The sequence below is a fragment of the Secundilactobacillus malefermentans genome, assembly GCF_008033155.1.
Classification (GTDB): Bacteria; Bacillota; Bacilli; order Lactobacillales; family Lactobacillaceae; genus Secundilactobacillus; species Secundilactobacillus malefermentans.
Genome location: NZ_CP042371.1, coordinates 293,394 through 319,689, shown reverse-complemented (window position 1 = coordinate 319,689; position 26,296 = coordinate 293,394). Strand labels below are relative to the sequence as shown.

22 protein-coding genes are annotated in these 26,296 nt (G+C 41.0%); 20 read left to right on the top strand and 2 right to left on the bottom strand.

The features are described 5' to 3' along the window. The first annotated feature begins 16 nt into the window (after nucleotides 1-16). The 11 genes from FGL90_RS01605 (at nucleotide 17) to FGL90_RS01555 (ending at nucleotide 14,284) form a co-directional block, all read left to right on the top strand. Nucleotides 17-544 carry a DUF2179 domain-containing protein gene (locus FGL90_RS01605; RefSeq protein ID WP_010619631.1) on the top strand — a complete coding sequence of 176 codons (528 nt, stop codon included), beginning with the start codon at nucleotides 17-19 and terminating at the stop codon, nucleotides 542-544. Between the two features lie 79 nt (nucleotides 545-623). Next, nucleotides 624-1,781 carry an ATP-grasp domain-containing protein gene (locus FGL90_RS01600; protein WP_147656607.1) on the top strand — a complete coding sequence of 386 codons (1,158 nt, stop codon included), beginning with the start codon at nucleotides 624-626 and terminating at the stop codon, nucleotides 1,779-1,781. A gap of 121 nt (nucleotides 1,782-1,902) precedes the next feature. Further along, a complete protein-coding gene (pcrA, locus tag FGL90_RS01595; protein WP_010619633.1) occupies nucleotides 1,903-4,155 on the top strand; it encodes a DNA helicase PcrA in 2,253 nt (750 codons plus the stop codon). A 16-nt stretch (nucleotides 4,156-4,171) separates the two neighbouring features. Further along, entirely contained in the window at nucleotides 4,172-6,187 is a 2,016-nt protein-coding gene (gene ligA, locus FGL90_RS01590) for an NAD-dependent DNA ligase LigA (protein ID WP_147656605.1), read from the top strand. Between the two features lie 35 nt (nucleotides 6,188-6,222). Continuing rightward, nucleotides 6,223-7,368 (top strand): CamS family sex pheromone protein, encoded by a 1,146-nt coding sequence (locus FGL90_RS01585; protein ID WP_147656603.1) that lies wholly within the window; start codon nucleotides 6,223-6,225, stop codon nucleotides 7,366-7,368. Between the two features lie 84 nt (nucleotides 7,369-7,452). Then, nucleotides 7,453-7,758: an Asp-tRNA(Asn)/Glu-tRNA(Gln) amidotransferase subunit GatC gene (gatC, locus tag FGL90_RS01580; protein WP_010619636.1), complete on the top strand. Its 306-nt coding sequence runs from the start codon at nucleotides 7,453-7,455 to the stop codon at nucleotides 7,756-7,758. 2 nt (nucleotides 7,759-7,760) lie between these two features. Continuing rightward, a complete protein-coding gene (gene gatA, locus FGL90_RS01575) occupies nucleotides 7,761-9,230 on the top strand; it encodes an Asp-tRNA(Asn)/Glu-tRNA(Gln) amidotransferase subunit GatA (RefSeq protein WP_010619637.1) in 1,470 nt (489 codons plus the stop codon). After that, the gene (gene gatB, locus FGL90_RS01570) at nucleotides 9,230-10,651 is read left to right on the top strand and encodes an Asp-tRNA(Asn)/Glu-tRNA(Gln) amidotransferase subunit GatB (protein WP_010619638.1); all 1,422 of its coding nucleotides are present in this window, start codon (nucleotides 9,230-9,232) and stop codon (nucleotides 10,649-10,651) included. Before gatA ends, gatB begins: the two co-directional genes overlap by 1 nt. Nucleotides 10,652-10,669: 18 nt before the next feature. Continuing rightward, on the top strand, nucleotides 10,670-11,692 hold the full coding sequence (locus tag FGL90_RS01565; RefSeq protein WP_147656601.1) for a diacylglycerol kinase: 1,023 nt from the start codon (nucleotides 10,670-10,672) through the stop codon (nucleotides 11,690-11,692). An 86-nt stretch (nucleotides 11,693-11,778) separates the two neighbouring features. Beyond that, entirely contained in the window at nucleotides 11,779-13,146 is a 1,368-nt protein-coding gene (gene rlmD, locus FGL90_RS01560; RefSeq protein WP_147656599.1) for a 23S rRNA (uracil(1939)-C(5))-methyltransferase RlmD, read from the top strand. 58 nt (nucleotides 13,147-13,204) lie between these two features. Then, nucleotides 13,205-14,284: a hypothetical protein gene (locus tag FGL90_RS01555; RefSeq protein ID WP_147656597.1), complete on the top strand. Its 1,080-nt coding sequence runs from the start codon at nucleotides 13,205-13,207 to the stop codon at nucleotides 14,282-14,284. Nucleotides 14,285-14,325: 41 nt separating this feature from the next. Here FGL90_RS01555 and FGL90_RS01550 read toward each other — a convergent pair whose 3' ends face one another. Continuing rightward, nucleotides 14,326-15,051, bottom strand: coding sequence for a DUF554 domain-containing protein (locus FGL90_RS01550; RefSeq protein ID WP_147656595.1), 726 nt, complete (start codon nucleotides 15,049-15,051; stop codon nucleotides 14,326-14,328). Nucleotides 15,052-15,187: 136 nt separating this feature from the next. Here FGL90_RS01550 and FGL90_RS01545 point away from each other — a divergent pair, with 136 nt between their 5' ends. The 9 genes from FGL90_RS01545 (at nucleotide 15,188) to FGL90_RS01505 (ending at nucleotide 24,845) form a co-directional block, all read left to right on the top strand. Further along, a complete protein-coding gene (locus tag FGL90_RS01545) occupies nucleotides 15,188-16,063 on the top strand; it encodes a LysR family transcriptional regulator (RefSeq protein ID WP_147656594.1) in 876 nt (291 codons plus the stop codon). Nucleotides 16,064-16,165: 102 nt separating this feature from the next. Continuing rightward, complete coding sequence (locus FGL90_RS01540) at nucleotides 16,166-17,641, top strand: UbiD family decarboxylase (RefSeq protein WP_147656592.1); 1,476 nt, start codon at nucleotides 16,166-16,168, stop codon at nucleotides 17,639-17,641. Nucleotides 17,642-17,656: 15 nt separating this feature from the next. Further along, nucleotides 17,657-18,250, top strand: a complete 594-nt coding sequence (locus FGL90_RS01535; RefSeq protein WP_147656590.1) for a UbiX family flavin prenyltransferase — start codon at nucleotides 17,657-17,659, stop codon at nucleotides 18,248-18,250. A 130-nt stretch (nucleotides 18,251-18,380) separates the two neighbouring features. Further along, nucleotides 18,381-19,067, top strand: coding sequence for a deoxyribose-phosphate aldolase (deoC, locus tag FGL90_RS01530; RefSeq protein ID WP_147656588.1), 687 nt, complete (start codon nucleotides 18,381-18,383; stop codon nucleotides 19,065-19,067). Between the two features lie 24 nt (nucleotides 19,068-19,091). Then, the gene (locus tag FGL90_RS01525) at nucleotides 19,092-20,279 is read left to right on the top strand and encodes a phosphopentomutase (protein WP_147656586.1); all 1,188 of its coding nucleotides are present in this window, start codon (nucleotides 19,092-19,094) and stop codon (nucleotides 20,277-20,279) included. 21 nt (nucleotides 20,280-20,300) lie between these two features. After that, nucleotides 20,301-21,008 carry a purine-nucleoside phosphorylase gene (gene deoD, locus FGL90_RS01520; protein WP_010619648.1) on the top strand — a complete coding sequence of 236 codons (708 nt, stop codon included), beginning with the start codon at nucleotides 20,301-20,303 and terminating at the stop codon, nucleotides 21,006-21,008. A gap of 72 nt (nucleotides 21,009-21,080) precedes the next feature. Next, complete coding sequence (locus FGL90_RS01515; RefSeq protein ID WP_147656584.1) at nucleotides 21,081-22,028, top strand: sugar-binding transcriptional regulator; 948 nt, start codon at nucleotides 21,081-21,083, stop codon at nucleotides 22,026-22,028. A gap of 18 nt (nucleotides 22,029-22,046) precedes the next feature. Then, complete coding sequence (locus FGL90_RS01510; protein WP_147656582.1) at nucleotides 22,047-23,345, top strand: pyrimidine-nucleoside phosphorylase; 1,299 nt, start codon at nucleotides 22,047-22,049, stop codon at nucleotides 23,343-23,345. A gap of 45 nt (nucleotides 23,346-23,390) precedes the next feature. Continuing rightward, nucleotides 23,391-24,845 carry a gamma-glutamylcysteine synthetase gene (locus tag FGL90_RS01505; protein WP_225423044.1) on the top strand — a complete coding sequence of 485 codons (1,455 nt, stop codon included), beginning with the start codon at nucleotides 23,391-23,393 and terminating at the stop codon, nucleotides 24,843-24,845. Between the two features lie 26 nt (nucleotides 24,846-24,871). Here FGL90_RS01505 and FGL90_RS01500 read toward each other — a convergent pair whose 3' ends face one another. Next, on the bottom strand, nucleotides 24,872-26,197 hold the full coding sequence (locus tag FGL90_RS01500) for an APC family permease (RefSeq protein ID WP_010619652.1): 1,326 nt from the start codon (nucleotides 26,195-26,197) through the stop codon (nucleotides 24,872-24,874). Nucleotides 26,198-26,296: the final 99 nt, after the last annotated feature.

Genomic DNA, 26,296 nt, shown 5'->3' with positions numbered 1-26,296 from the left:
AGAAGGGATGTAGAATATGGCAATTCATTGGCCGATAGTACTACTCATTTTCTTCGTTAATTTAGTGTACATTACGTTAAACACGCTTCGATTTTTACTGACAATGAAAGGGTATCGAAATTTAGCGCCACTAGTAAGTGTTGTAGAAATCACCGTTTACGTCATCGGATTATCACTTGTTTTAGATCGATTGACCAATTACTGGAACATTCTGGCATACGCCCTAGGATATGGTGTTGGTGTTTGGGTCGGAATCATCATTGAAGATAAGCTAGCATTAGGCTACATGATGGTTACCGTAATCCTACCCGAAACGGACACCCAGCTACCCGGAATTTTACGAGAAAACGGATTTGGGGTGACTCAAAGTGCCGCATCCGGCTTGGAAGGTCAGCGGTTGGTGCTGGAAATTTTGACACCTCGTAAGCTGGAGCGTCATTTATACGCAATAGTGAAAGAGGCGGAGCCCAAAGCCTTTACAATTTCCTATGAACCAAAATTTGTTTCTGGAGGATTCTGGGTCAAAAGGATAAGGAATCGGTAAAGACTGGGCGTAACGCTTGAAATATTACAAAGCGACCCTTAAGATTAGGATTAATATTATAAGAAAGTAGTGAGTTGAGGTGAATAAGGCTATTTTATATCCTAATGACACAATTGGAATAATTGGTGACAATATTAGTGGACCTAGGTTAGTCACAGCTGCAAGAAAAATCGGCTTTCAAGTTGATGCCTATGGTTCCGATGAAGCCAGTGAAACGTTGCAATTGGCTGATTTTAAAGTTGTTGGAGAGCTAAATGACAAGGAGAAACTACGTCAATTTGCAGAACGGTGTCAGGTTGTAACCTTTACCTCTACGCACGTTAGTTCCGATGTCATTAGCTATTTGGAACAATTTACGAGTGTTCCTCAAGGTTCTGAGATGCTTGAGATGTCTCAAGATCGGCTATTGGAACGCGCATTTTTTGAACAACTAAACGTCAACATCGCGCCGTATGCAACGATTGTAAGTTTGGATGATGTTTATCAAGCCATCAATTCAATTGGGTATCCAAGCGTTTTGAAGCCAATTCAAAAGGATTTAGTTAATGGAAAGGAACTCATCATCAATACCCAGACTGACATTGCGAAAGCGTCTGGACTACTTGATTTTGGGACCTACATTCTAGAGTCAATCGTACCGAACTCGCGTGAACTGTCCATTACAATGGCCAGGGGGCAGGATGGACAAACGGTTCTTTTCCCAATTGTTGAAACGGTTCGAAATAAGGGCATTGTACAGTGGGCATTTATTCCGACTCAATTAGATGTTGGAATCGCTCAGGAATTGCGTCGAATTTCAAATGAAGTGACCCAAAACATTCAATATACGGGACTATTTGAAGTTAGCTTTACAATTACGCAAAATGACAATATTTACGTTAAAAGGATTTTACCAGCTGTCAGCCAAACGGGGCAGATATTTGATCGTGGCACAACGGTTAATCAATATGAACAACATCTACGAGCAATTGCTGGTCTACCATTAAGTGAGCCACAAACGTTGATGCCAACTGTTTTGGCACCCTTTACGACTAAGCAGTTAGCTGCGATTAATACCCAATGGGTTCTTAAAAATAACTGGCATTTTACTTTCTATCGGAATGTTAAAGCTGATGGTCAATTGGATAGCCATTCAGCTGGAAACGTTATTTTACAGGCGGTTGACCTAAATGAAGCATTGGATCAGCTAGACGATACTGGAATCTGGAATCAATCAAAAGCAACGGATAATCAATAAAACTAATGGGCTGACATTTGTCAGCTTATTTTTTTAGAATGACTGCAATGAAATCTCAGCAGTTAACATGAAATTTTGCTATAATTGAAACGACTATTTTCAAGAGAGGGTTGAATTTTGCGTGTCTAAAGAAAGTTTATTAAAAGGAATGAACGACAAGCAGCAAGAAGCCGTTCTTCAAACCGAGGGACCGTTATTAATCATGGCGGGAGCAGGCAGTGGTAAAACGCGAGTGTTAACCCATAGAATTGCATATTTAATTGAAGAGAAGGGGATTATGCCTTGGCGAATCCTAGCAATTACGTTTACAAATAAAGCAGCAAAAGAAATGCGAACTCGGATTGTCCAATTACTGGGAGAAAGCGGCAATGATGTGTGGGCTTCTACCTTTCATGCGCTTTGTGTCCGGATTTTAAGACGTCATATTGATTTGTTAGGCTATAATCGTGCATTTACAATTGCGGATACAAGCGAACAGCGAACACTAGTCAAACGGATTATGAAGGATTTAAATTTAGATCCAAAACAGTTTGATCCTAGAGCCGTGTTGGGTGCTATTTCAAATGCCAAAAATTCATTACAAACGCCGAGTGATTTTCGAAAATCAGCGAGTGGTCCGTTTGAAGAAAAGGCGGCCGAAATTTACGAGGCTTATCAAAAGCAACTCGCGCAAAATCAGGCAGTTGATTTTGACGACTTGATTATGTTGACAATCAAGTTGTTTAATCAGGAAGCTGAAATTTTAAAACAATATCAAGATAAATTTCAATATATCCATGTTGACGAATATCAGGATACAAATGATGCACAATACACACTGGTTAATTTGTTGGCAAAGGGTTATCAAAACCTTTGTGTTGTTGGTGATGCAGATCAAAGTATTTATGGTTGGCGTGGTGCCAATATGGACAACATCATGAATTTCGAAAAAGATTATCCAAGTGCCCACATCACCTTACTTGAACAAAACTATCGTTCAACGAAACGAATATTACAGGCTGCAAATGACGTTATTGGAAATAACGCCTATCGTAAGGATAAAAATCTTTGGACTGAAAATGGTGAAGGAAACCCAATTTCGTATTACCGTGCCCAAAGTGAGAATGATGAATCCCACTACGTTGTCTCGAAGATTCAAGAGGGCATCAAGGAACAAAATGAAAAATATAACGATTTTGCAATTTTATACCGGACTAACGCACAGTCTCGAATAATTGAAGAAACTTTGCTCAAGGCCAACATTCCTTACTCAATGGTTGGTGGCCATAAGTTCTATGATCGAAAAGAAATTAGGGATGTTCTATCATACTTGACGCTGATTGCTAATCCAGCTGATTCAATTAGTTTGGAAAGAGTAATCAATGAACCTAAGCGGGGAATTGGTTCCGGCAGTCTGGATAAACTACGTGATTTTGCGAACTATAATAACTGGTCAGAGTTAGAAGCAGCTCAGAATGCTGAAATTGCGAATGATTTAACTGGTAGAGCCCAAAATGCAATTGTGTCCTTTGGTGAAACGATTCGTCAATTGCAAGAGGATGCAAAAAAGATGAACGTGACGGAATTAACGGAGCAAGTCCTAGAGAAAACTGGCTATATGGCCGCTTTAAAGGCATCTAAGTCACTTGAATCTGAATCACGTATTGAAAACCTTGAGGAGCTTAAGTCTGTTACTCAGAAATTCGATCAGACGTGGGATGAAGAGGCTAGTGAAGCTGGAAGCCAACTGGCAGATTTCCTTTCTGATTTGGCACTGGTGTCGGATCAAGATGATGTTGATGAAAATCAAAATCAGGTCACTTTGATGACTCTTCATGCGGCAAAGGGACTGGAATTTCCAGTTATCTTCCTGGTTGGATTAGAAGAAGGAATTTTTCCACTTTCTCGCGCAATTACAGAGGATGATGCGCTTGAAGAAGAGCGACGACTTGCCTACGTTGGAATCACGCGTGCGGAAAAGCAGCTCTACTTAACGAATGCGTATTCAAGAACGCTTTATGGTCGCCGCCAAAACAATCCTGCATCCCGATTTGTGGAGGAAATAGAGCCAGAGTTACTTCATATTGATAACGAACCAACTCAAACGGCTGGCGGTAAGAAACTGCCATTTGATGGCCCACAAGCTCGGTCAACGTCAACGTCTTATCGACGAGTGGGAACCAAGTCAGCTACTAAGGTGGTTAATGCTGGAAGTGGTGCTGACAAACTTAACTGGCAAACTGGAAATAAAGTTGAACACAAAAAATGGGGAACGGGTACCGTTGTTAAGGTGACTGGAACCGGTGAAGACATGGAATTGGACATTGCGTTCCCGTCTGAAGGCATTAAGCGGCTCTTAGCATCATTTGCCCCAATTAAAAAAATAGAAAATTAGAACTGGAGGGTCGGAAATGGCAGGTCAAGCAACTGAATCAATTCGTCAAGAAGCAGAAACGCTACGGAAACAGCTTCAAGCGTGGGGAATTGCCTATTACACAGAGGACAACCCTGTTGTAGAAGATTTTACTTATGATAAGGCATATCAAAGATTGGTTGAAATTGAAACCAACTATCCCGACCTGATCACACCAGACTCACCAACGCAGCAGGTTGGGGATGAGGTTATTTCTGATTTCTCTAAGGTGACGCACGAAATTCCAATGCTCTCCATGGGAGACGTTTTTTCTGAAGCTGAATTGGCTGAATTTGAAAATAGAATTACCAATAATGTTGGGGGAAAAGTTGACTACAATTGCGAGCTTAAAATAGATGGGTTAGCAATTTCCTTACGATATGAAAATGGAATTTTAGTTCAAGGATCCACGCGAGGAAATGGCTCAATTGGTGAGGACATTACCAAGAATCTTAAAACGATTCCGTCAATTCCAACTAAATTAAAAAGACCGCTGAATCTCGATGTTCGTGGAGAATGCTACATGCCCAAAGAATCGTTTGCCAAACTAAATGAAACTCGCGAGGCTAATGGCGAAGCGGTATTCGCAAATCCGCGTAACGCTGCTGCTGGGAGCTTACGGCAGCTCGATCCTAAAGTAACTGCTTCTCGAAAGCTCAGTACGTTTATGTATAATGTGGCGTCATTTGATCCACTAGAATCTCGAACTCAGGCTGAAATGCTAGAAGAACTTCATGATTTAGGATTTACGATAAATCCGACCTATCGGGTTGCCAATAATGTGGCTGATATCGACGCCTATGTTGATGAATTTCAACGAAAGCGAAGCGATTTGGCTTATGGTATTGATGGCATTGTTATCAAAGTAAATTCATTACAACTGCAGCGTTCTTTAGGCGCTACGGTCAAGGTACCACGCTGGGCAATTGCCTATAAGTTTCCTCCTGAAGAGGCCGAAACAGTGGTTAGAAATATTGAATGGACGGTTGGCCGTACCGGAGTTGTCACTCCCACTGCAATCATGGATCCAGTAAAGTTAGCGGGAACGGTTGTGGGAAGAGCGTCTTTGCATAATCCAGATTATTTAATTCAAAAGGATATTCGATTGTTAGACACCGTTTTACTCCATAAAGCCGGCGACATCATCCCAGAAATTTCGGAGTATGTCGCGGATAAACGAGCCGCCGACAGCACGCCATATGAGATTCCAACTCATTGTCCCTCATGTGGTGCCGACCTCGTTCATTTAGATGAAGAAGTCGCTTTAAGATGTATTAATCCCAAGTGTCCGGCTCAACTAGCTGAGGGGATGAACCATTTTGCCTCACGAAACGCCATGAATATCGACGGGTTAGGCCCAAAGATTGTGAACCAGCTTTTTGAGCACCAATTTGTTAAAGATATTGCAGATTTATATCGGTTGACTGAGGATCAGTTATTAACTTTAGATAAATTTGGTGCGAAATCGGCTGCTAAGCTATTGACAGCAATCGCTAATAGTCGCAATAATTCACTCGAACGACTTTTGTTTGGGTTAGGAATTCGGCATGTTGGAAATAAAGCGGCCCGATTGATTGCGGAGCACTTTAAAACTTTAGATGCCTTAATGCAGGCTGATGGAGAAACAATTGCTGAAATTAATTCCATGGGCATGGTTATCGCAGATAGCATTACGACCTACTTTGCTAATGGTCAAGTTCAGCAACTTATCAGCGAATTAAAGGAACTGGAAATAAACATGACTTATACAAGTGGTTCGGAGCAAATAATTGACCCTTCAAGCACATTTAATTCTAAACGGGTCGTTCTAACTGGCAAGCTTGAACAAATGACCCGACCAGAGGCAAGTGAGTGGTTAACGAATCGTGGTGCCTCAGTAACTGGGAGTGTTTCGAAGAGTACTGATTTGGTCATTGCTGGTAAAGATGCTGGTAGTAAATTGAAGAAGGCTCAATCCTTTAACATAGAGGTTTGGGACGAAGATCGATTTATTGAAGAAATGGACAAAAGCTGATTAAATGTTGCAGCAAATTAGGAGGAAAATTAGCCGTGAAGCGAATAAGATTAATTGTTAGTTTGCTAGGAATCATCTTGTTTTTGAGCGCCTGTGGAAATTTAGATAGTTCTTCTATGTCTTCAGGAGGTGGAACGTCAACTTCAAAGGGGACTCAATTAACGGGTCAGTCAGATGATTCCCAATACGAAGGCGTTATTAAGAATGGAAAATATGTGACGAGCAAGTCTAGAGGGGTTAGCAACACCCAAAATGCTGACAACCAATTGAACTTGAAGAGCTTTGAAACCGGACTATTGAATGTCTCGAAAAATGAGTTTTCAACGAGTAAGTATGCGTTTCGAGAAGGTCAATATCTTAGCAAGTCAACCGTCAGTAATTGGTTAGATCGCGAGTCAAAATCGAACCCTGATGGTTTAAATCCTAAAAGTAATGGGTCAACTAGCCCAACAAAGAGAAATCCCATATATTTGCAACAGATTGAAGAACAAGACTACATGATTCAAAAGGACAGTAAGCTCACGCTGGGTGGCATTACGATAGGAATTGGTATTAATTCTGTCGATTATTACAAGAAAACACAGTACGGTGCAACGTATGAAACTGATATTAGTAATGCGCAAGTTAAAGCACAGGGTAGGAAAATTGCCAATGAAGTATTAAGTAGATTACGTAAAAAATCAGCATTGAAAAATGTGCCAATCGTTATTGCTCTTTATAAACAGGCTTCTAACGATAGTTTAGTCGGTGGGAATTTCTTCTCCTACTCTGTTAATAAAAATGAATCGACATCTGTTAGTTCTTGGAAGTCAATTAATCAGAAGAGTTACGTTTTTCCACTTTCTGATAGCCAATCCTCTCCAAACACAAATGACACAACTTCGTTCACTAATTTTAAATCTCAAGTAGAAGATTTCTTTCCTAATTTAAGTGGGGTTACTGCCCAAGCACAGTACACGGATAAGCAACTTGATGGAATGAATATCAAGATAACGACCCAATTTTATAGTCAGACTGAAATCATTAATTTTACGCAATACCTACAATCAGCGGCGCAAAAGTATCTGCCGTCTAATGTCCCAATCGACATTACAGTTAGTTCTACGGACGGTGTTCAGAGCTTCTTGAGTAGAACGGCTAAAGCCAAGAAATTTACGTCTCACGTTTTTAATAGCTATTAAGATGATGAATCAATATTTCGTTGTGGTAAACTAGTTAGATGAGCTTTTAATGATTAAATGTGAATTAAGAAAGAAGGATCTATAATGGCAAATAACATTTCGCAGGACCAAGTTAAACACGTTGCTGAGTTAGCAAAGCTTGAGCTAAATGACAAACAATTAGACTATTTCACTGATCAATTGGGTGATATTATTGGGCTATTTGAAACATTGAATGAAGTTGATACAACTGATGTCCCAGTCACAACGAGTGTTAGTGACCAGTTAAACGTTATGCGGGAAGATGTTGCTGACAATTGGAATCAAAAGGAAGCCCTATTAGCAAACGCCCCAGAAACTGAAAATGGTTATATTAAAGTGCCAACCATTATTGATGAAAGTGAGGATTAAGCATGAATTATTTTGATAAAGATTTAACTAGTCTTCACGATGATTTGGTGAATAAAAAAATAACTGCTGAAGAATTGACGAAACAGACATTTGCCAATATGAAGCAAACGGACCAAACGACCCAAGCCTTCTTAAATTTAAACGAAGACGAAGCCGTTAGGACCGCCCAAGAAATTGATAAGGCAGGGATTGATCCAGAAAACCTTCTTTCAGGGATTCCGGTCGCAATTAAGGATAATTTAGTAACAAAAGGCTTAACGACAACGGCCGCCTCAAAGATGCTTGAAAACTTTAAGCCAATCTATAGCGCAACTGCAGTTGAGAAGTTAGCTGCTAAGCAAACGATTAATGTTGGTAAAACCAACATGGATGAATTTGCCATGGGTGGTTCAACTGAAAACTCAGCGTTTAAAGTGACGACAAACGCTTGGGATAAGACGAAAGTTCCTGGCGGTTCGTCCGGTGGATCTGCTGCTGCAGTGGCTTCTGGTCAAGTTCCATTGGCACTTGGTTCAGATACGGGTGGTTCAATTCGCCAACCAGCATCATTTAATGGTGTTGTGGGAATGAAGCCTACATATGGACGAGTTTCTCGTTGGGGCTTAATTGCCTTTGGTTCAAGTTTGGATGAAATTGGACCAATTACTCGTTCAGTTAAAGATAATGCGGTCGCACTTTCTGCTATTGCTGGGCATGATGATCATGATTTGACAACATCAACCAAAGAAGTCCCAGACTTTGCAGCTGAATTGAATGAAAAAACGACTGTTAAAGGGATGAAGATTGGCTTACCAAAGGAATTTATTGGTGAGGGTGTCGATGAGGACGTTAAGAACGCTGTTCTTGCAGCGGCAGATAAATACCGTGAGCTAGGTGCAACCGTTGATGAGGTATCTCTTCCTCACAACAAGTACGGTGTTGCTGCTTACTATATTATCGCCTCTTCAGAAGCATCATCTAATCTACAGCGATTTGATGGTATCCGTTATGGCTATCGTGCTGATGACGTAAAGAACTTAGAAGATGTCTACGTTAAATCTCGCTCTGAGGGCTTTGGAGATGAAGTAAAGCGTCGAATTATGCTGGGAACCTATTCACTTTCAGCAGGATTTTATGATGCATACTTCAAGAAGGCCGCAAAAGTTAGAACGTTAATTATTCGTGATTTCCAAAAGGTCATGGAAGATCATGACTTCATCATGGGTCCAGTTGCACCTACAGTTGCCTTTAGTATTGGTGCTGAAATTTCAGATCCAATGACGATGTACATGAACGACATCTTGACGATTCCAGTTAACCTTGCTGGACTTCCAGGAATGTCAATTCCTGCAGGATTTAGTAATGGAATGCCAATTGGGTTACAACTGATAGGGAAACCATTTGATGAAGAAACACTATACAAAGCTGGATACGTATTCGAACAAAATACTGATTTCCATAAGAAAACACCTGAGTTAGGGGGCCAAGCTTAATGAACTTTGAAACGACAATTGGACTTGAGGTCCACGTTGAATTAAAAACAAACTCAAAAATATTTAGTCCATCACCCGTAGAATTTGGTGATCAGCCTAACGCTAATACCAACGTAATTGATTGGGGTTATCCTGGGGTATTACCAACGACTAATAAAGGCGTTGTAGCTTCAGGTATTATGGCAGCACTTGCACTTCATGCCGATATCGAAAAGCATAACCACTTTGATCGTAAAAACTACTTCTATCCAGATAATCCAAAGGCTTACCAGATTACTCAGGCTGAAAAGCCGATCGCTCATGATGGCTGGATTGAAGTCGAAGTTGAAGGCAATAAAAAGAAAATCGGAATTGCCGAAATGCATATTGAAGAAGATGCCGGTAAAAACACACATGAACGGGACCACTCGTACGTTGATTTGAACCGTCAAGGGACACCATTGATTGAAATTGTTTCGAAGCCAGATATTAGTTCTCCAGATGAGGCATACGCTTACCTGGAAGCTCTGCGCCAACGAATTCAATTTACCGGAGTTTCCGACGTTAAGATGGAAGAGGGCTCTATGCGGGTCGATGTTAATATTTCTGTACGACCAATCGGTCAAAAGGAATATGGGACAAAGACTGAGTTGAAGAACCTGAACTCATTTAATTACGTTCGAAAAGGTCTTGCGTTTGAAGAGCAACGTCAGCAACGAGTATTGATGTCTGGCGGAACAATTCAGCAAGAAACTCGCCGTTTTGACGAAAATAGCGGTAAAACTATTTTGATGCGAGTTAAGGAAGGTTCCGATGATTATCGTTACTTCCCTGAACCTGATCTTCCAGCTTTAGAGATTTCTGACGACTGGATTAAAGAGGTTCGTGATTCAATGCCAGAAATGCCAGCTAACCGTCGTGATCGATATGTGAATGACTTAGGCGTTACGGACTATGACGCAATGGTTTTAACCCAAACAAAGGAAATGTCAGACTTTTTTGATGCGACGGTTAATGCGGGTGCCGATGCTAAAATGGCAGCCAATTATCTCCAAGGAGACGTAAACGCCTTTTTAAATGACAATCATTTAGATTTGCAAGATACAAAACTAACTCCTGATAACCTTGCCGGAATGGTAAAGCTTATCTCTGACGGAACTATTTCATCAAAGATGGCTAAAAAGGTTTTCAAAGGAATCACTGAAGGAAATGAACCAAAGCAATTCGTTGAGGCTCACGGATTGGTTCAATTGTCTGATCCAGCAAAGCTTCAACCGATTATTGATGCAATCTTAGCAGATAATCAACAATCAATTGAGGACTTTAATAATGGTAAGGATAGAGCCGTTGGATACTTAGTTGGACAAATCATGAAACAAACTCATGGTAAGGCCAACCCACAAGTCGTCAACAAATTACTCATAGCCTCGTTGAAAGGTTAAACTCACTGGAGGAAAATTATGCGTAAACGGGCACGAATCATCTATAATCCATCATCAGGTAGGGAAGCGTTAAAGAACGATCTCGTTGATATACTAGCGGTATTTGAACAGGCTGGGTACGAGACTAGCGCATACGCAACGACACCAAAGCCAAATTCAGCAAAAGATGAAGCAAATCGAGCTGCAAAAGAGGGCTTTGAGTTAATCGTTGCTGCCGGAGGAGATGGCACCATAAACGAGGTCGTTAACGGACTTGCCGGTTTGAAAAAGCGACCGAAAATGGCAATTATTCCGGCTGGAACAACGAATGATTTTGCCCGTGCCCTGCATATTCCTCGAGAGGATCCACTAGCTGCTGCCAAAATTGTACTGAAGAAACAGACCATTAACATGGATATTGGCATGGCTGGTGATAATTATTTCATCAATATTGCGGGCGGCGGACTTTTAACCGAACTCACTTACGACGTTCCATCCAATTTGAAGTCAATATTTGGTTATCTCGCTTACTTAGTAAAGGGAGCGGAATTACTTCCCCAAATGAAACCAATTGAAATGGATTTAAAATATGATGGTGGTGAATATAAAGGGAAGGCGTCAATGTTCCTTTTGGCACTCACGAACTCCATTGGTGGGTTTGAACAAATTGTTCCAGACGCATCTTTGGATGACGGCAAGTTTACAATGATTATCGTTAAGACAAGTAACCTGGCTGAAATGCTTCATCTAATGGTTCTTGTGTTAACTGGCGGTAAGCATGTCGATGATCCAAGAATCATTTATAAGAAGACGAACAAGTTGGTTGCGAAACCCGTAAACTCTAAAATGATGATCAATTTGGATGGCGAGTATGGTGGGGATGCACCTATGAAATTTGTTGATTTACCTCGTCATATTGAAATGTTTGCTAACGTTGATGACATGCCAAACAGTTTGTTGACTACCGAAACACCAGACATGATTGAGGCTGAACGAAAATTTGTTGAGAAGGTAAAAGGGCTTCCTGATGAGTTGCCTGAAACAAAAAAGAAGGCCGAATAGCTTCGGTTACTTTGAAAATAAGGGATTTTGCTGTATTATGTCACAAGTACAGTAAAATCCCTTTTAATAGATAGAACGGAGAAAACATGAAAATTAAAGCACCAGTTGAGAAAAATAGTACGTATGAAGTAACCATTGAAGATTTGACCTACCAAGGAATGGGCGTTGCCAAAATTGAAGATTTTCCAATCTTTATTGCGGAAGCACTTCCTGGCGAGAAAGTAACCGTTAAGGTCACAAAAGTTCAGAAGAGCTTTAGCTTTGGTCGAGTTGAGAAGTGGCTGTCAAAATCTGCAGATCGGGTAGAGACTGGCGATAAAAAGCTAACGCAGACCGGAATTGCGCCCTTACAACATCTAGCCTATGATGCACAGTTAAAATTCAAGCATGACCAAATTCAAAATTTACTAAACAAAACTGATTTAAGTATCGACGTCTTACCAACAATTGGGATGGATGATCCTACTCACTACCGTAACAAGGCCCAAGTGCCAGTTCGAATGGTGAATGGCCAGTTTGAGACGGGGTTCTATCGTCAACATTCTCACGACTTAGTCCCAATTGAAGACTATTATATTCAAGATCCTAAGATTGATGAAGCCATCGTTGTGGTTCGAGATTTACTTCGGAAATATCATATTGAACCATTTAATGAAGCATCACACACTGGGGTTGTCCGTAATCTGATGATTCGTCGTGGTTATTATTCAAACGAAACGATGATTTGTTTCATAACCAGAACCCAAAAATTACCAATGGTTGATGAATTGGTAAAGGAAATTACCGCCCAACTACCAGAAGTAACTAGTATCGTTCAGAATATTAACCAAGCTAAGACAAACGTTATTATGGGTAAGAAGAACAAGGTGTTATTTGGTAAAGAAACCATCAGCGACAAGCTCCTTGGTTTAACTTTCGCTATTTCACCAACCTCTTTCTACCAGGTTAATCCGGTCCAAACTGAAAAGTTATATAAACTAGCGATCGAACAAGTCGGTTTAAGTGGTAAGGAAACGGTTATTGATGCTTACTGTGGAATCGGAACGATTTCTTTGGCAATGGCTGAACACGCCAAGCAAGTTTATGGTGTGGAAATTGTTGCGGATGCTATTGAAGATGCAAAAGTGAACGCTCAAAAGAATCATTTGAATAATATTCAGTTTGAGGTTGGTAAGGCAGAAGATAAGATGGCAGAATGGCAACAAGCTGGTCTTAAACCGGATGTGATTGTGGTAGATCCTCCACGTAAAGGGTTAGCAGCTTCTCTAATTGAGAGTGCCACTAAGATGCAACCCAAGAAGGTTGTCTATGTTAGCTGTAATCCCGCTACTTTAGTTCGTGATGTGCAATTATTTGCTGATCAAGGTTACAAAGTTAATCAACCGATTCAACCAGTTGATCAATTCCCACAGACGACTCATGTTGAGTCGGTAACTGTACTTGAGCGAGCGTAGTTTCGTAAGCATTCACCAAATTGGAACGGCAATAGATAATAACTGGGAGTGACTCATATTGAACGATCTGCTTCAATATAGGCAAGCAACAAGTTGGGTTGTCATTATTATCCTACTTGGATTGTTTGTCGTTGGCACAGCACCAATTTATATTTTAATTTACGTTTTCTTTGCTTTAGCAATGGCAATTCGGACGATGCTAGGAACAACAAAGCGGTCGGTAAAGTTTGGATTAATCATCTCATTTATTCTCGCGATGGCGGTTCAAATTGTCTTCTGTACCACTGTTGTATTTGTTGCACAGTCCCATACATCGATAATTGGTCATTTAATCGCTAAAGTATTTGCCACTGCGATTATTCCTTTACCACTTATGTTAGAACGATTTATTATTTCAAATAAACCGGCAGATTTTTACCCGCCTTCAGTGGAGGAAGCCGCTACATTGAGCTTTAACTTTCTCAAAAACAACCTAAATAAGGTTGTTAATGCGACAAAAAGTGCCGATAAGTTAAAGTCCACATTATCGGTAAAAAATCTGAGTGCGACTTTTGGTGATTTACATCGTCATAGTTCCACCAATTATATTAATAATGGTTCTTTAACTGAAGCGTACTTTGAAAAAGTTGAGGAAAGTCTGGCAGATCCGTATCTTTACATTGTGATTTCAAATACCGGAAGTCCTGCTAGCGAAATGATTGCAATGTTTACGATGAAGCAATTTAATCATGCATCGTTATCGTTTGATAAAGACTTAAAAACAATTATTAGTTATAATGGTGGCGTTAATGTGTATCCACCTGGATTAAATCCCGAAACTGTAGAAGCCTTTCATCAAAAACCGGATGCGTCAATTCTTGTTTATCGAATCCAAGCGACTCGCGAACAGAAACAAGCGGTCGCAGAGAAGGTTAAACAAATTAACGAAGACGGTAGTGCCTACAATATTTTGGGATTGGTCACGAAACATTCAATTCGACCTAACATCATGTTTTGTTCTCAATTTGTGTATAAGATGCTCGGTATTGCTGGGCTACAGTATTTTGAGAAGAAAGACGGCCAAGTTCGACCAACGGACTTCATTGAGTTGGATTATCATAAGCAATTAGAATATTGTTACGAAATTAAATTCAAATAGAAAAAGCCGACAAAAATGTCGGCTTTTTTGGTTGAAATAGATTAAAGCATGGGGAGAATGATTGCCATCCAAAACCAGGATATTGGCATGGCAACAATCATTGCCGGAATCATATCCGCAGTAGGAAACATGACGACTTGAACCATTCGGAATCCGGTTGCAAGCATCAGCACGCCACCAGCGGCTTTGAAGTCAAGAATCATGGCTGGATTTGTTAGGGGATAGATTAAGTGTGCGGCAAAGAATAGGATAATGAAAATAACAAATTGAGGCACCGCTATCAGTGAAACAACGTAGCCTAAATTGGCAGCAAAAATGGCGGCCGTAAAGAAATCAAGAATTGATTTCGAAATTAAAATGGTCGCGTCCCCATTCATTCCTTCAGTTAAAGCACCATAGATGCCAGTACCACTTGCACAGAATAAAACAATAACCGTGACCAAAGTTGCATCAAACGTTTTTTGATCAAGCGCTGCTGGTGCATGGATGAATTTTGATATAAATTTTTGCATGTTTGAAGCACCACGATTGATCCATTCTCCGAGGTGAAAAATAAGGCCGATGGCTGTTCCAATGATAATTGAGAAAATAACCGCCGCCATATTTTTCATAGGTGCAATTGCGAAAATTCCCATGGCCATTGAACAAACACCAAATGCCATGTTGAGACTTTCCTTAAACCCTTTTGACATTTTATTGCCACCTAGGGCACCAAAAATACCGCCCAGAAGGACTGAAAGGGCGTTTACTGTTATACCAATTGGCATAATAACAAAGACCTCCTAATATCTGTCAGACTATATTGCCTAATCAAGCGAAAAGTTTACAGATAAAAGAAAATACTAGCAATTCAAGTTTTGTGTTAAAATATTCCAAATAGGAATGAAAGAGATTGGCGTAAATATGGAAACTCGAAAATTAGCTACTTTTGTAGATTTAGCCCAAACTAAAAATTATAGTGAAACGGCGGAACGCCTCTATTCAACGCAGGCGACCGTTTCTAAGCATATTCTCTCGTTAGAGAAAGAATGGCATGTGATGTTATTCTCCAGAGCCCATCGAACCGTTTCTTTGACGGCAGAAGGCAAAAAGATTCTCCCTCTGGTAAATTCACTATTGGAGAAAGAGCGCGAGTTGCAAAAAGTGATTGAACTGCAAAATAATCAACGAACAAATAGTCTGATTATTAAAACAATTCCATCAGTTTCCCAGTATGGCGCTTTTAACGTTATTACGGAATTTGCCAAACAACAGCCTCAAATTGAGCTTAAATTTAATGAAGTTGAAACGGATTCGCTCTTTGATCAATTAGCCGACGAAAGTGCTGATATTATTTTTACGAGGCTTTTTGATAGGATTCCTCGTTTTGACGTGTTGACTAGCGAACAAGACTATTTTGTCGCATTATTGCCGAAAACTCATCCGTTAGCGAAACAAAAAGAGATTTCAGTGAATATGTTGAAGGGGGAATCATTTCTACTGTTAGATGATTCTACCCAACTATTGGCGCCGGTAGTCGCTTCACTCAGGGAGGCGGGCGTTAAACCAGACATTATTTATGAGGGTAAACGAATAGATTTGATTTTGGGAATGCTAAATCGGGGAATGGGAGTTTCAATTATGATGAATAAATCATTTGATTTAAGCCATTTTGACCAGGTCGTTGCGATTCCCATTACGCCGCTTAAATACAGTAGATTAGCATTTGTGCGAACGAAGAAGAACCAGTCATTGGCAAGTGACCAGTTCTGGAAATTTGCGCAACAAAACCAAAAATAGTAGACACATTCCATTACGGAATAGGTCTGCTATTTTTCGAATTGTTTTGAGTCAAGAAATGAACGATACTAAATACTGTAAGTAAAAGAGGAGGTTCTTTTCATGTCAGAACAACCATACGATTTAAGAAAAGTACTAAGCGAAATAAAAGATGATCCTAAACAGTATCATGAAACCAATGTCGAAATTGATCCAGATGCTGATTTAGCTGGTGTCTATCGTTATATTGGTTCAGGTGGAACCGTTCAACGACCAACGAGTGAAGGCCCAACAATGATGTTTAATAACGTAAAAGGGTTTCCAGGTAGCCGAGTTTTGATTGGCTTACAGGCATCTAGGAAACGGGTTGGAAAAATTTTGCATCATGACTACAAAACGTTGGGTCAAATGTTAAATGAGGCTGTGACTCATCCAGTGGCTCCCGTTGAGGTTACAAAAGCGAATGCGCCAGCGCAAGAGGTTGTCCATTTGGCAACGGACGCTGACTTTGATATTCGTAAATTACTTGCAGCACCAACTAATACACCAGTTGATGCTGGTCCTTACATTACGATGGGGGTTGTTTATGGTCATAGCGTAGACGGCCAAGAAAGCGACGTTACGATTCATCGAATGGTCTTGGAAGATAAAGACACCATCGGCATGTACATCATGCCTGGTGGCCGTCATATTGGGGCATTTTTGAAAGAGTATGAAGATCAAAACAAGCCAATGCCCATTACAATCAATATTGGCTTAGATCCAGCAATCACGATTGGTGCGACATTTGAGCCACCGACAACACCGCTTGGCTATAATGAACTTCAGGTCGCTGGGGCACTCAGAAACGAAGCTGTCCAAATTGTTCCTGGTGTCGCAGTCGATGCCATGGGAATCGCTCGTTCCGAGTGGATTATCGAGGCTGAAATTATGCCAAACCAGAAAATGCAAGAAGATATCAATACGAATTCAGGATACGCCATGCCAGAATTTCCAGGATACAATGGTAAAGCAAATCCTGCCGTCAACGTGGTTAAAATAAAGGCCGTGACGCATCGGAAGGACAATCCAATCGTTCAAACAACAATTGGTCCGTCTGAAGAGCACGTCTCAATGGCTGGAATTCCCACAGAAGCTTCTATTCTAAATTTGGTTGATCGTGCAATTCCAGGTAAGGTCCTAAATGTGTACAATGCACCAGCTGGTGGTGGAAAGCTCATGACGATTATGCAAATTCATAAAGACAACGAGGCCGATGAAGGGATTCAACGCCAAGCCGCATTGTTGGCATTTTCATCATTTAAGGAACTTAAAACGGTTATTTTAGTTGATGAAGACGTTGATATTTTTGATTGGAATGATGTCATGTGGACCATTAATACGCGGTTCCAAGCTGATCGCGATATTATGGTTTTAGAGGGGATGCGAAATCATCCACTTGATCCATCCGAATTGCCTGAATATGATCCTGCGCGAATCAGAATTAGAGGAATGAGTTCAAAGCTAGTTTTAGATGGAACATCCCCTTATGATATGCGGGACACGTTTAAGCGGGCGCAATTTAAAGAAGTTACAGATTGGAAGAAGTATTTAGATTAATTTAGGGGGGGTCACATGGAAAAAATTGTTGTTGGTATTTCAGGTGCAAGCGGCACCATATACGGGATTCGTTTGCTAGAGGCGTTAAAGCAAGACCCCGATGTGGAAACTCATTTAGTCATGAGTCGATGGGCTAAAGAAAACCTTGCCGTGGAGGATACCGGTTATACAGATGCACAGGTTAAAGCATTGGCTGATTTTGTTTATCCGGAACAAAATATGGGCGCCACCATTTCGAGTGGCAGTTTTCTTCATGATGGAATGGTCATTGTTCCAGCAAGTATGAAAACAGTTGCTGCCGTTGCAACGGGCTTGGGCGATAATTTAATTGCTAGAGCAGCTGATGTGACGCTGAAGGAACAACGACAATTAATCATTGTCCCAAGGGAATCCCCATTTAATCAAATCCATTTGGAAAATATGTTGAAACTTTCGAAAATGGGCGTTGCAATCATTCCACCCATTCCGGCTTTTTATAGTCAGCCTAAAACGGTGGATGACATTGTGAACCATACCGTCATGAAGATTCTCGATCATTTGAATATCGATAATTCAATTAGTAAACGGTGGATTGGATTGGCAAATGCGCGTCAGGAAGCTAGAAAATAAGCAATGAAACAGTCACTTAAAAGGGTGGCTGTTTTTATTTATGAGAATTTGAACAGAATTTCATTGTATTATTTTACATTTGTTCAAAAATAAGGTATTCTATGTTTGTAAATGAAAGGGGTTTCAAACAATGAAATTAACGACAGAACAATTAGCAAAATATATTGATCACACTAACTTAAAGGCAGAGGCAACTAAGGCTGATATTCAAAAGACTTGTGAAGAGGCCGCAAAGTATAATACGGCTTCCGTTTGTGTTAACTCGTACTGGATTCCATTTGTTGCGGAGCAATTAAAGGGCACAACTGTTAATCCAATCGCAGTTGTTGGTTTTCCCTTGGGCGCAATGTCAACAAATGCCAAGGTTTATGAGGCAAATGACGCGATTGACGCTGGTGCTGAGGAAATCGACATGGTTATCAATATTGGCGAACTTCGCGGTGGAAATACCGAAGTTGTGTTAGCAGATATTAAAGCTTTGTCAAAAGCTGTTCATGCAAAAAATAAACTATTAAAAGTTATTATTGAAACAGCACTCTTAAACAAGGATGAAATCAAGCTTGCTAGCAAATTAACAGTTGAGGGCGAAGCAGATTTTGTGAAAACTTCTACCGGATTCTCTACATCTGGTGCTAAACTAGAAGATGTTAAAATTATGAGAGAAACCGTTGGACCTGATTTTGGTGTTAAGGCTTCTGGTGGTGTTCACTCATATGAGGAAGCCATTGAAATGATTGAAGCTGGTGCAACTCGCTTAGGTGTTAGTGCAACGGTCGCTATTTTAACAGGTTCTAAGGATACATCTAAAGGCTACTAAAATTTCCAGAGAGGATGTTATTTTATGACTTATAAGCGTGTTTTTGGTCTCGTTTTAGATTCAGTTGGTACTGGGGAAGCTCCCGATGCTGATAAGTTCAATGATGGTGGTGCTGATACTTTAGGCCACGTTGGTGAACATTTTGCCGGTAAATTAAAGATCCCCAATCTTCAGAAATTAGGAATCTCAAATTTGAGAGCGGTTCCTATTGAGGGTGTTCCAGCAGTAGAAAAGCCAATTGGCTACTATGGCAAAATGCAAGAAATATCGGCGGGTAAGGACAGTATGGACGGCCACTGGGAAATGATGGGCTTGCCAGTCAAAAAAGCGCTCAGTACATTTCCAAATGGCTTTCCTGAAGAAATTTTATCTAAGCTTGAGAAGTTCTCAGGACGTAAGATAATTGGTAACCGACCAGAATCAGGGACAAAAATCATTGCCGAACTTGGCGAGCAACAGATGAAAACGGGGGATCTGATTGTCTATACATCAGGTGACTCTGTTATCCAAATTGCTGCCCATGAAGACGTTATTCCGCTCAAGGAACTATATAAAATTTGTGAGTACGCGCGTTCCATCGTTAATGGACCTGAATACACGGTTGGTCGGATTATTGCACGGCCATACGTGGGTCCTGATAAGGATCACTTTACGCGAACCGCAAACCGTCACGACTTCACTTTGGAGCCTACTGGTGATACTGATATTGATTTTCTCCAACAAGCTGGTGTTCATACCGTTGGTGTTGGTAAAATTAATGACATATTCTCGGGTCACGGAATTGATGAAGGTTACCATAACGAAAGCAACATGGATGGAATGGATCATGTCGATCACGTGATGACTGAAGATTTCACCGGATTTTGCTTTATTAACCTGGTTGATTTTGATGCGATGTATGGTCATCGTCGTAATCCAGAAGGCTTCGGAAATGCATTGATGGAATTTGATAAACGTTTGGGAACGGTTTTAGACAACATGAAACCAGATGACCTCTTGCTCATTACCGCTGATCATGGAAATGATCCTGGTTTTAGGGGAACAGACCATACCCGTGAATTTGTCCCATTACTTGCTTATTCGCCAAGTATGAAAGAGTCCGGTAGTCTAGGAATTCGTTCACCATTTGCTGATTTTGGTGCAACTGTTCTTGATAACTTCAAGGTTTCTGGAAATGGTAACGGACAAAGTTTCTTGGACGAACTAAAATAATTCCCTTAAGGAGGAAATTTCATGAGTGAGCATATTGAAGCAAAAAAGGGCGATATTGCAGATACAGTATTACTTCCTGGTGATCCACTGCGAGCAAAATATATTGCCGAAACTTTTTTTGAAAATCCTGTTCGGTATAACACAGTGCGAAACGCATTTGGTTATACAGGAACCTATAAGGGAAAACGAGTATCCGTTCAAGGAACGGGCATGGGAATTCCATCAATTTCCATCTACACGAATGAGTTAATTAATGAATATGGCGTAAAAACGTTGTTCAGGGTTGGTTCTTCAGGCGGTATGAGCCCAGATGTCCACGTTCGTGACGTGATTTTGGCAGAGGGTGCAACCACAGATTCATCCATTATCCATAACACGTTTGGCGGTGGAATCTATTTTGCACCTATCGCTGATTTTGGCCTACTGGATACGGCTTATCATGCAGCTGATGAATTAGACATTCCAGTTCGAGTTGGAAACGTTCTTTCTGAAGATCGTTTCTATAATGATGAAATGGACCGCCAAAAATTAGTTGATTATGGCGTGGCAGCAACGGAAATGGAAACTGCTGCACTTTATCTATTGGCAGCAAAGTACCATGTACGCGCTTTAGCAGTTTTAACGATCAGTAACCATTTGATTACGGGTGAAGAAACGACAGCTGAAGAACGAGAAAAATCGTTTAATGACATGATTAAGGTTGCTTTAGAAACAGCCGTTAAAGGCTAGTTTATAATACTGAGGAGGGGGACGAATGGCGTTTGATGCATTCGCCCCCCGTTGTGAAGGAAGTGGAATTGATTGAGCGAGTCACGACAAGTTAGATTTGAGCACGGGCTCCAAGTTGCTAAATTATATTACGAACAAAATATGAGTCAAAGCCAAATTGCAAAAGCAATGTCAATTTCGCGACCAACAGTGTCTCGGCTTTTACAATTTGCTCGAGATCAAGGAATCGTTCGAATTCAAATAAACGATTTATTAATGGATGTCTCAACGTTAGAGGCTCAACTTAGAAGCAAGTATCAAATTGACGTTCACGTGGTTCCCACTAGAGGGCTGGCCGTTAAAGAACGCTTAAGTGTGGTTGGACAAGCAGCGGCGCAGTACCTTGAATCTATCACGAAGCCACAAGATATCATTGGGATTGGGTGGGGGAAAACTATTTACTCAGTTGGATCTCATTTGTCAGAGATGGCAGTACCAGGTGTCACGGTTGTGCAAATGAAGGGTGGCGTTTCCTACTCGGAGCAGCCGACTTATGCGTTTGAGTCAATAAACGCGTTTGCCCATGCATTTCAAACCTACCCCCAGTACTTACCGCTACCAGTGATATTTGATAACTTGCAGACTAAGCAACTCGTTGAACAAGAACGGCATATTCAGCAGGTGACGGAACTATCTAAAGAAGCAAATATTGCTGTTTTTTCGGTTGGAACGGTTCGAGATAACGCGATGATTTTTCAGTTAGGATATTTAAAAAAGGCTGAAATTACCTATTTAAAAAAACACGCAGTTGGTGATATTTTTTCTCGATTTATTGATAAGGACGGCCAGATTGCTGATGAAACATTGAATGAGCGAACAATTGGGATTTCACTACCTGATTTGAAAACAAAGGCTCACGCAATTTTGGTTGTTTGTGGTGATGAAAAGGTGACTTCGACTGACGCTGCATTAAAGGGTGGTTATGCCAACTGTTTGGTAATTGATCAGCATGCAGCGCAAAAACTTTTGGATTATGACTAAATAGATGAGGTGAATAATATGAGAATGCTAGATATTATCGAGTCAAAGAAACAAGGAAATAAATTATCAGATGATGAGATTCAATTTTTTGTTGATGGCGTCGTTGATGGGTCTATCCCTGATTACCAGACGAGTGCTTTGTTAATGGCAATTTATTTCAATGGGATGACGGATAGTGAGCAGACTAAACTGACGATGGCGATGATGCATTCTGGCGATCATTTGGACTTGTCATCAATTGAAGGCATCAAAGTTGATAAGCACTCAACCGGTGGTGTTGGAGATAAAACCAGTATTCCGCTTGCTGCACTAGTTGCAGCGCTGGGTATCCCAGTTCCAATGATTTCCGGTCGTGGCTTAGGCCATACGGGTGGTACGTTGGATAAATTGGAAGCGATCCCAGGATACAAGGTGGAAATTAGCGAATCCGACTTTAAGAAACAGGTTCAGAAAGAAAAGTTGGCAATTATTGGCGCAACAGGGAATATTGCCCCTGCTGATAAGAAAATTTATGCGCTACGTGACGTTACGGCAACGGTTGATTCAATTCCATTGATTGCCGGCTCCATCATGTCTAAGAAAATTGCATCAGGAACAGATGCGCTGGTGATTGATGTTAAAACTGGTGCAGGTGCGTTCATGAAGACGCTTGATGACTCGCGAGCACTTGCTAAGGCGCTTGTAAAAATTGGTCAGGGAGTTGGAATGGACTGCATGGCACTCATTTCAGACATGAATCAACCCCTGGGTAATGCGATTGGGAATGCCCTTGAAATTAAAGAATCCATCGATTTGCTGAAGGGCAATGGTCCCAAAGACCTCCTTGAGCTGGTATTAACGTTAGGCAGCCACATGGTAGTTCTTGCTGGCAAAGCACAAACGCTTGACGAAGCTCGGGAAAAGCTCGAAGGAACGATTACAGATGGATCAGCTCTAGAGCGGTTTAGAGCGATGGTTGTGGCCCAGGGTGGAGACGGAAGTGTCGTTGATCATCCAGAAATTATGCCTCAAGCTAAATTTAAGATTGAACTGCCTGCAAAGGAAAGTGGCGTTGTTTCCGAAATTGAAGCAGATGAGATGGGAATTGCCAGCATGCTTTTAGGCGGTGGCCGACAAAAAGCTGATGATCAGTTGGACTATGCAGTTGGTATCGTGCTCCATAAGAAGATTGGTGATAAGGTCAGCAAGGGCGAGTCACTCATGACCATTTACAGTGACACGGAACAAATTGATGATATCAAGGAACAAATTTACCAGAACGTTAAAATCGCTGATTCAGCTTCAGCACCAGAGCTCATTAAAGAAATCATTAAATAACCGAGTGATTTTTACTGTTCATTAATTCTGAATTGGGTATAATTAATGCTAAAGACGGTAAAACGGGGGATGGATATGCTGGATAATTTACTACAAGTAATCAAGGATGAAGGAGTTGCTGAGCAGCTTTTTCATAGTCTGATTGGAATTGAAGTAGAAGCGTATCGAGTTGACAAAGAGGGTCGGTTAAGCGAGCAACCCTATCCCCGTAAATTGGGTAAGCACGAATATCATCCCTACCTAAAGGCGGATAAAACGAAAACTAAATTTGAAGTTGTGACGGATCCAAATCCGAATATTGGTGGTGTTCTTGACCAGTTAGATACGCTTCAGACTGCTTTTTATCGCTCACTAGAAGGTGACGATCGAATTTGGCCGCTTAGTGCGCCGCCTCGGGCCAATGGAACAACAAATGGTACAGTTAATAGCGACGAGCTTACAACCGGCGTACATGTTAACTACAGCATCCCTGATCCAGTGATCAATCGCCTGTACAGCCACTATCAATCAGAGTATGCAACAGTTATTGAGTTTAAAAATAATCTTTACTTGCGAATGATGCAAAACTTTATTTGTAATCGTTGGTTATTAACGTATCTATTTGGCGCCAGTCCTGAGTCAACTCATTCAGCATTTTCAAAAATTGATCATCCTGTTCGGAGTATCCGAAATAGCGATTTGGGTTTCGTAAATTTAACAACTAAAAAATTGAGCTATGCGTCTGTAGAAGCACACATTGCAGATCTCAACCAGCAAATTAAATTGGGTCAGCTGGCAACAATTGCTGATTACCAGGCGCCAATCAGGATGCGGGGGTCAGAAACACCTGACACCTTAAAGTCAATCGGTGCGCGCTATCTTGAAATACGTGCCTTGGATAATACACCATTTACCTCTAATGGGATTAGTCGTCACGCCTTGTACTTTATGAAATTCTTTATGATTGATTTGATGGTTCGACCAGTGGATACTAGTCGGCTATCTGCAATTTTACAATTAGGGATTGAAAAGAATAATCGCGTTGCTCTAGAGTTACCAACTGCTCATACGTACCTTGAGAATGAAGGCGTGTCTATTTTTAGCGACCTTAAAGTGTTGGCGTCAGAGCTAAATGCGCACATTGAGCAAACGGCAGCTTTAGATGATTTATTTGAAGTCATGACGCATCCCGAGTTAACACCGGCAGTGATGATTTATAATCGAGCTGGAAATCAAGCTATTGATTCGTTTGCGTTGAGTGTTGCAACTCGTTGGCGGACTGAACGATTAAGTTCGCGAAAGCTCTTGCCAGCAATTGGTCGACTTTCGCACAAGGCACAACAGGTTATCCTAATTGCGATTCAACGAGGGATTCAGTACTATCAAATTAAGGATGAGCAGGGTGGCGACCTACTGATGTTGACTTATGAAAGCATCACCCAAGTTATCTTGATGATTGATATTGAAAAATACGAACCGGAACAATTAATTCACAAATTGTTTCCGACCTTCGAAATGTAAACAAAAAGGAACTATGATTGAAAAAATCATAGTTCCTTATTTTTGTGCTGCTTATAAAAGTAAACTGGAATACCAATCCCTGTTAACAAAAGGCCAACCATTGCCAATAAAGGCTGAGTGAAGATGGTTAGCAGGAGAATGAAGATCCCACCAACGATTGCGATAATTGGAACGGCAGGATACCAGGGAACCAGGTACGGTCGCTTAAGTTTGGGTTCCCGTTTTCGTAAAATAAAGATGGCAATAAAAATCATTACGTTGAAAATCCACATAACGAACACAAGCATGTCAGTCAACAAATCAAAAGAACCGAGACACATCATGATGACGGCAATTAACAACTGAACGCTACCAGCAAAGTAAGGTACATAAGTGTGTGGCGACAAACGCTTGAAGTATTTGCTAAATGGTAGTGAGTTCTCTTCTGCCATTGCAAATGGTACTCGCATACCTGTCAGCGTATAGCCGTTGATGGCACCGTAAACGGATATTAGAATCCCAATCGTGACTAATTTACCGCCAGATTGGCCAAATAGTGCCATGGCAGATTCCGCCGCGGTATTTTGATTACCGGCAATTTGGTCGATTGGAATTGTTTTTAGAAAGACGAAGTTAATGAGCGCATACACAATGGTAATAAATAAGAGGCCCAATGCAATTGCTTTGGGCAAGTCCTTTTCAGGATTCTTGAGTTCACCAGCGATGGTTCCGATGTTAATCCAACCATCGTAAGCAAACATTGTGGCAAGCAGTCCACCACCAAACGCGGTCCAAAATCCGATATGGTGACCCGTTGCAACCGGCCACCAAGAAACGTCAACTTGGCCAGGGGTAAAGATCCCCCAGATAATAATGAGGATGATCGGAATGAGCTTAAAAATCAGTGTGATTGATTGGAGTCGTCCGCCAACTCGGGCACCCAAAAAGTTAATCAGGGTGATACTTAGACCACAAATGATGGCAATTGGGATGTGCCAAATGATTGGCAAATGAAATAAATTTAAAAATTGGGTGGAGAAGATAATGGAAAGTGCGGCAATATTTGCTGGATAATAAACGAGGATTTGGGCCCAACCCATTAAGAAGGCGGGTAATTTACCATATGTATATTCAACATATTTAATTGCCCCACCAGTGTGCGGGAGGGCGGCAGCGATTTCAGCACTAGTTAACCCTGCACAGAGTGTCAGGATTCCACCAAGCAACCAAGCAATAATTGTCATGCTAGCTGAATAATTAGAGCTAACGACACTTGCTACTTTAAAGAAGACACCACCACCGATAACGGTACCCATGACGGTAGAAAATGCAGTGAAAAAACCTATCTCTCTTTTTAAATGTTTCTCTTCCATATAAATACTCCTTATTCAAAAACTTCAGCCCGATAAGTATACCATAATTGGAAAACGCAAGGCGACAAAAAAGGCTACGACATCACTGTGTCGTAGCCT

Excerpts from the sequence above, each read along its gene's own strand:
- FGL90_RS01550 (WP_147656595.1), bottom strand. The coding sequence starts at position 15,051 with ATGCCAATTGGTATAACAGTAAACGCCCTTTCAGTCCTTCTGGGCGGT.
- gatA (WP_010619637.1), top strand. The coding sequence starts at position 7,761 with ATGAATTATTTTGATAAAGATTTAACTAGTCTTCACGATGATTTGGTG.
- FGL90_RS01540 (WP_147656592.1), top strand. The coding sequence starts at position 16,166 with ATGTCAGAACAACCATACGATTTAAGAAAAGTACTAAGCGAAATAAAA.
- deoC (WP_147656588.1), top strand. The coding sequence starts at position 18,381 with ATGAAATTAACGACAGAACAATTAGCAAAATATATTGATCACACTAAC.
- FGL90_RS01505 (WP_225423044.1), top strand. The coding sequence starts at position 23,391 with ATGCTAAAGACGGTAAAACGGGGGATGGATATGCTGGATAATTTACTA.
- ligA (WP_147656605.1), top strand. The coding sequence starts at position 4,172 with ATGGCAGGTCAAGCAACTGAATCAATTCGTCAAGAAGCAGAAACGCTA.
- FGL90_RS01565 (WP_147656601.1), top strand. The coding sequence starts at position 10,670 with ATGCGTAAACGGGCACGAATCATCTATAATCCATCATCAGGTAGGGAA.
- FGL90_RS01525 (WP_147656586.1), top strand. The coding sequence starts at position 19,092 with ATGACTTATAAGCGTGTTTTTGGTCTCGTTTTAGATTCAGTTGGTACT.
- FGL90_RS01545 (WP_147656594.1), top strand. The coding sequence starts at position 15,188 with ATGGAAACTCGAAAATTAGCTACTTTTGTAGATTTAGCCCAAACTAAA.
- deoD (WP_010619648.1), top strand. The coding sequence starts at position 20,301 with ATGAGTGAGCATATTGAAGCAAAAAAGGGCGATATTGCAGATACAGTA.
- FGL90_RS01605 (WP_010619631.1), top strand. The coding sequence starts at position 17 with ATGGCAATTCATTGGCCGATAGTACTACTCATTTTCTTCGTTAATTTA.
- gatC (WP_010619636.1), top strand. The coding sequence starts at position 7,453 with ATGGCAAATAACATTTCGCAGGACCAAGTTAAACACGTTGCTGAGTTA.
- FGL90_RS01510 (WP_147656582.1), top strand. The coding sequence starts at position 22,047 with ATGAGAATGCTAGATATTATCGAGTCAAAGAAACAAGGAAATAAATTA.
- rlmD (WP_147656599.1), top strand. The coding sequence starts at position 11,779 with ATGAAAATTAAAGCACCAGTTGAGAAAAATAGTACGTATGAAGTAACC.
- gatB (WP_010619638.1), top strand. The coding sequence starts at position 9,230 with ATGAACTTTGAAACGACAATTGGACTTGAGGTCCACGTTGAATTAAAA.
- FGL90_RS01500 (WP_010619652.1), bottom strand. The coding sequence starts at position 26,197 with ATGGAAGAGAAACATTTAAAAAGAGAGATAGGTTTTTTCACTGCATTT.
- FGL90_RS01535 (WP_147656590.1), top strand. The coding sequence starts at position 17,657 with ATGGAAAAAATTGTTGTTGGTATTTCAGGTGCAAGCGGCACCATATAC.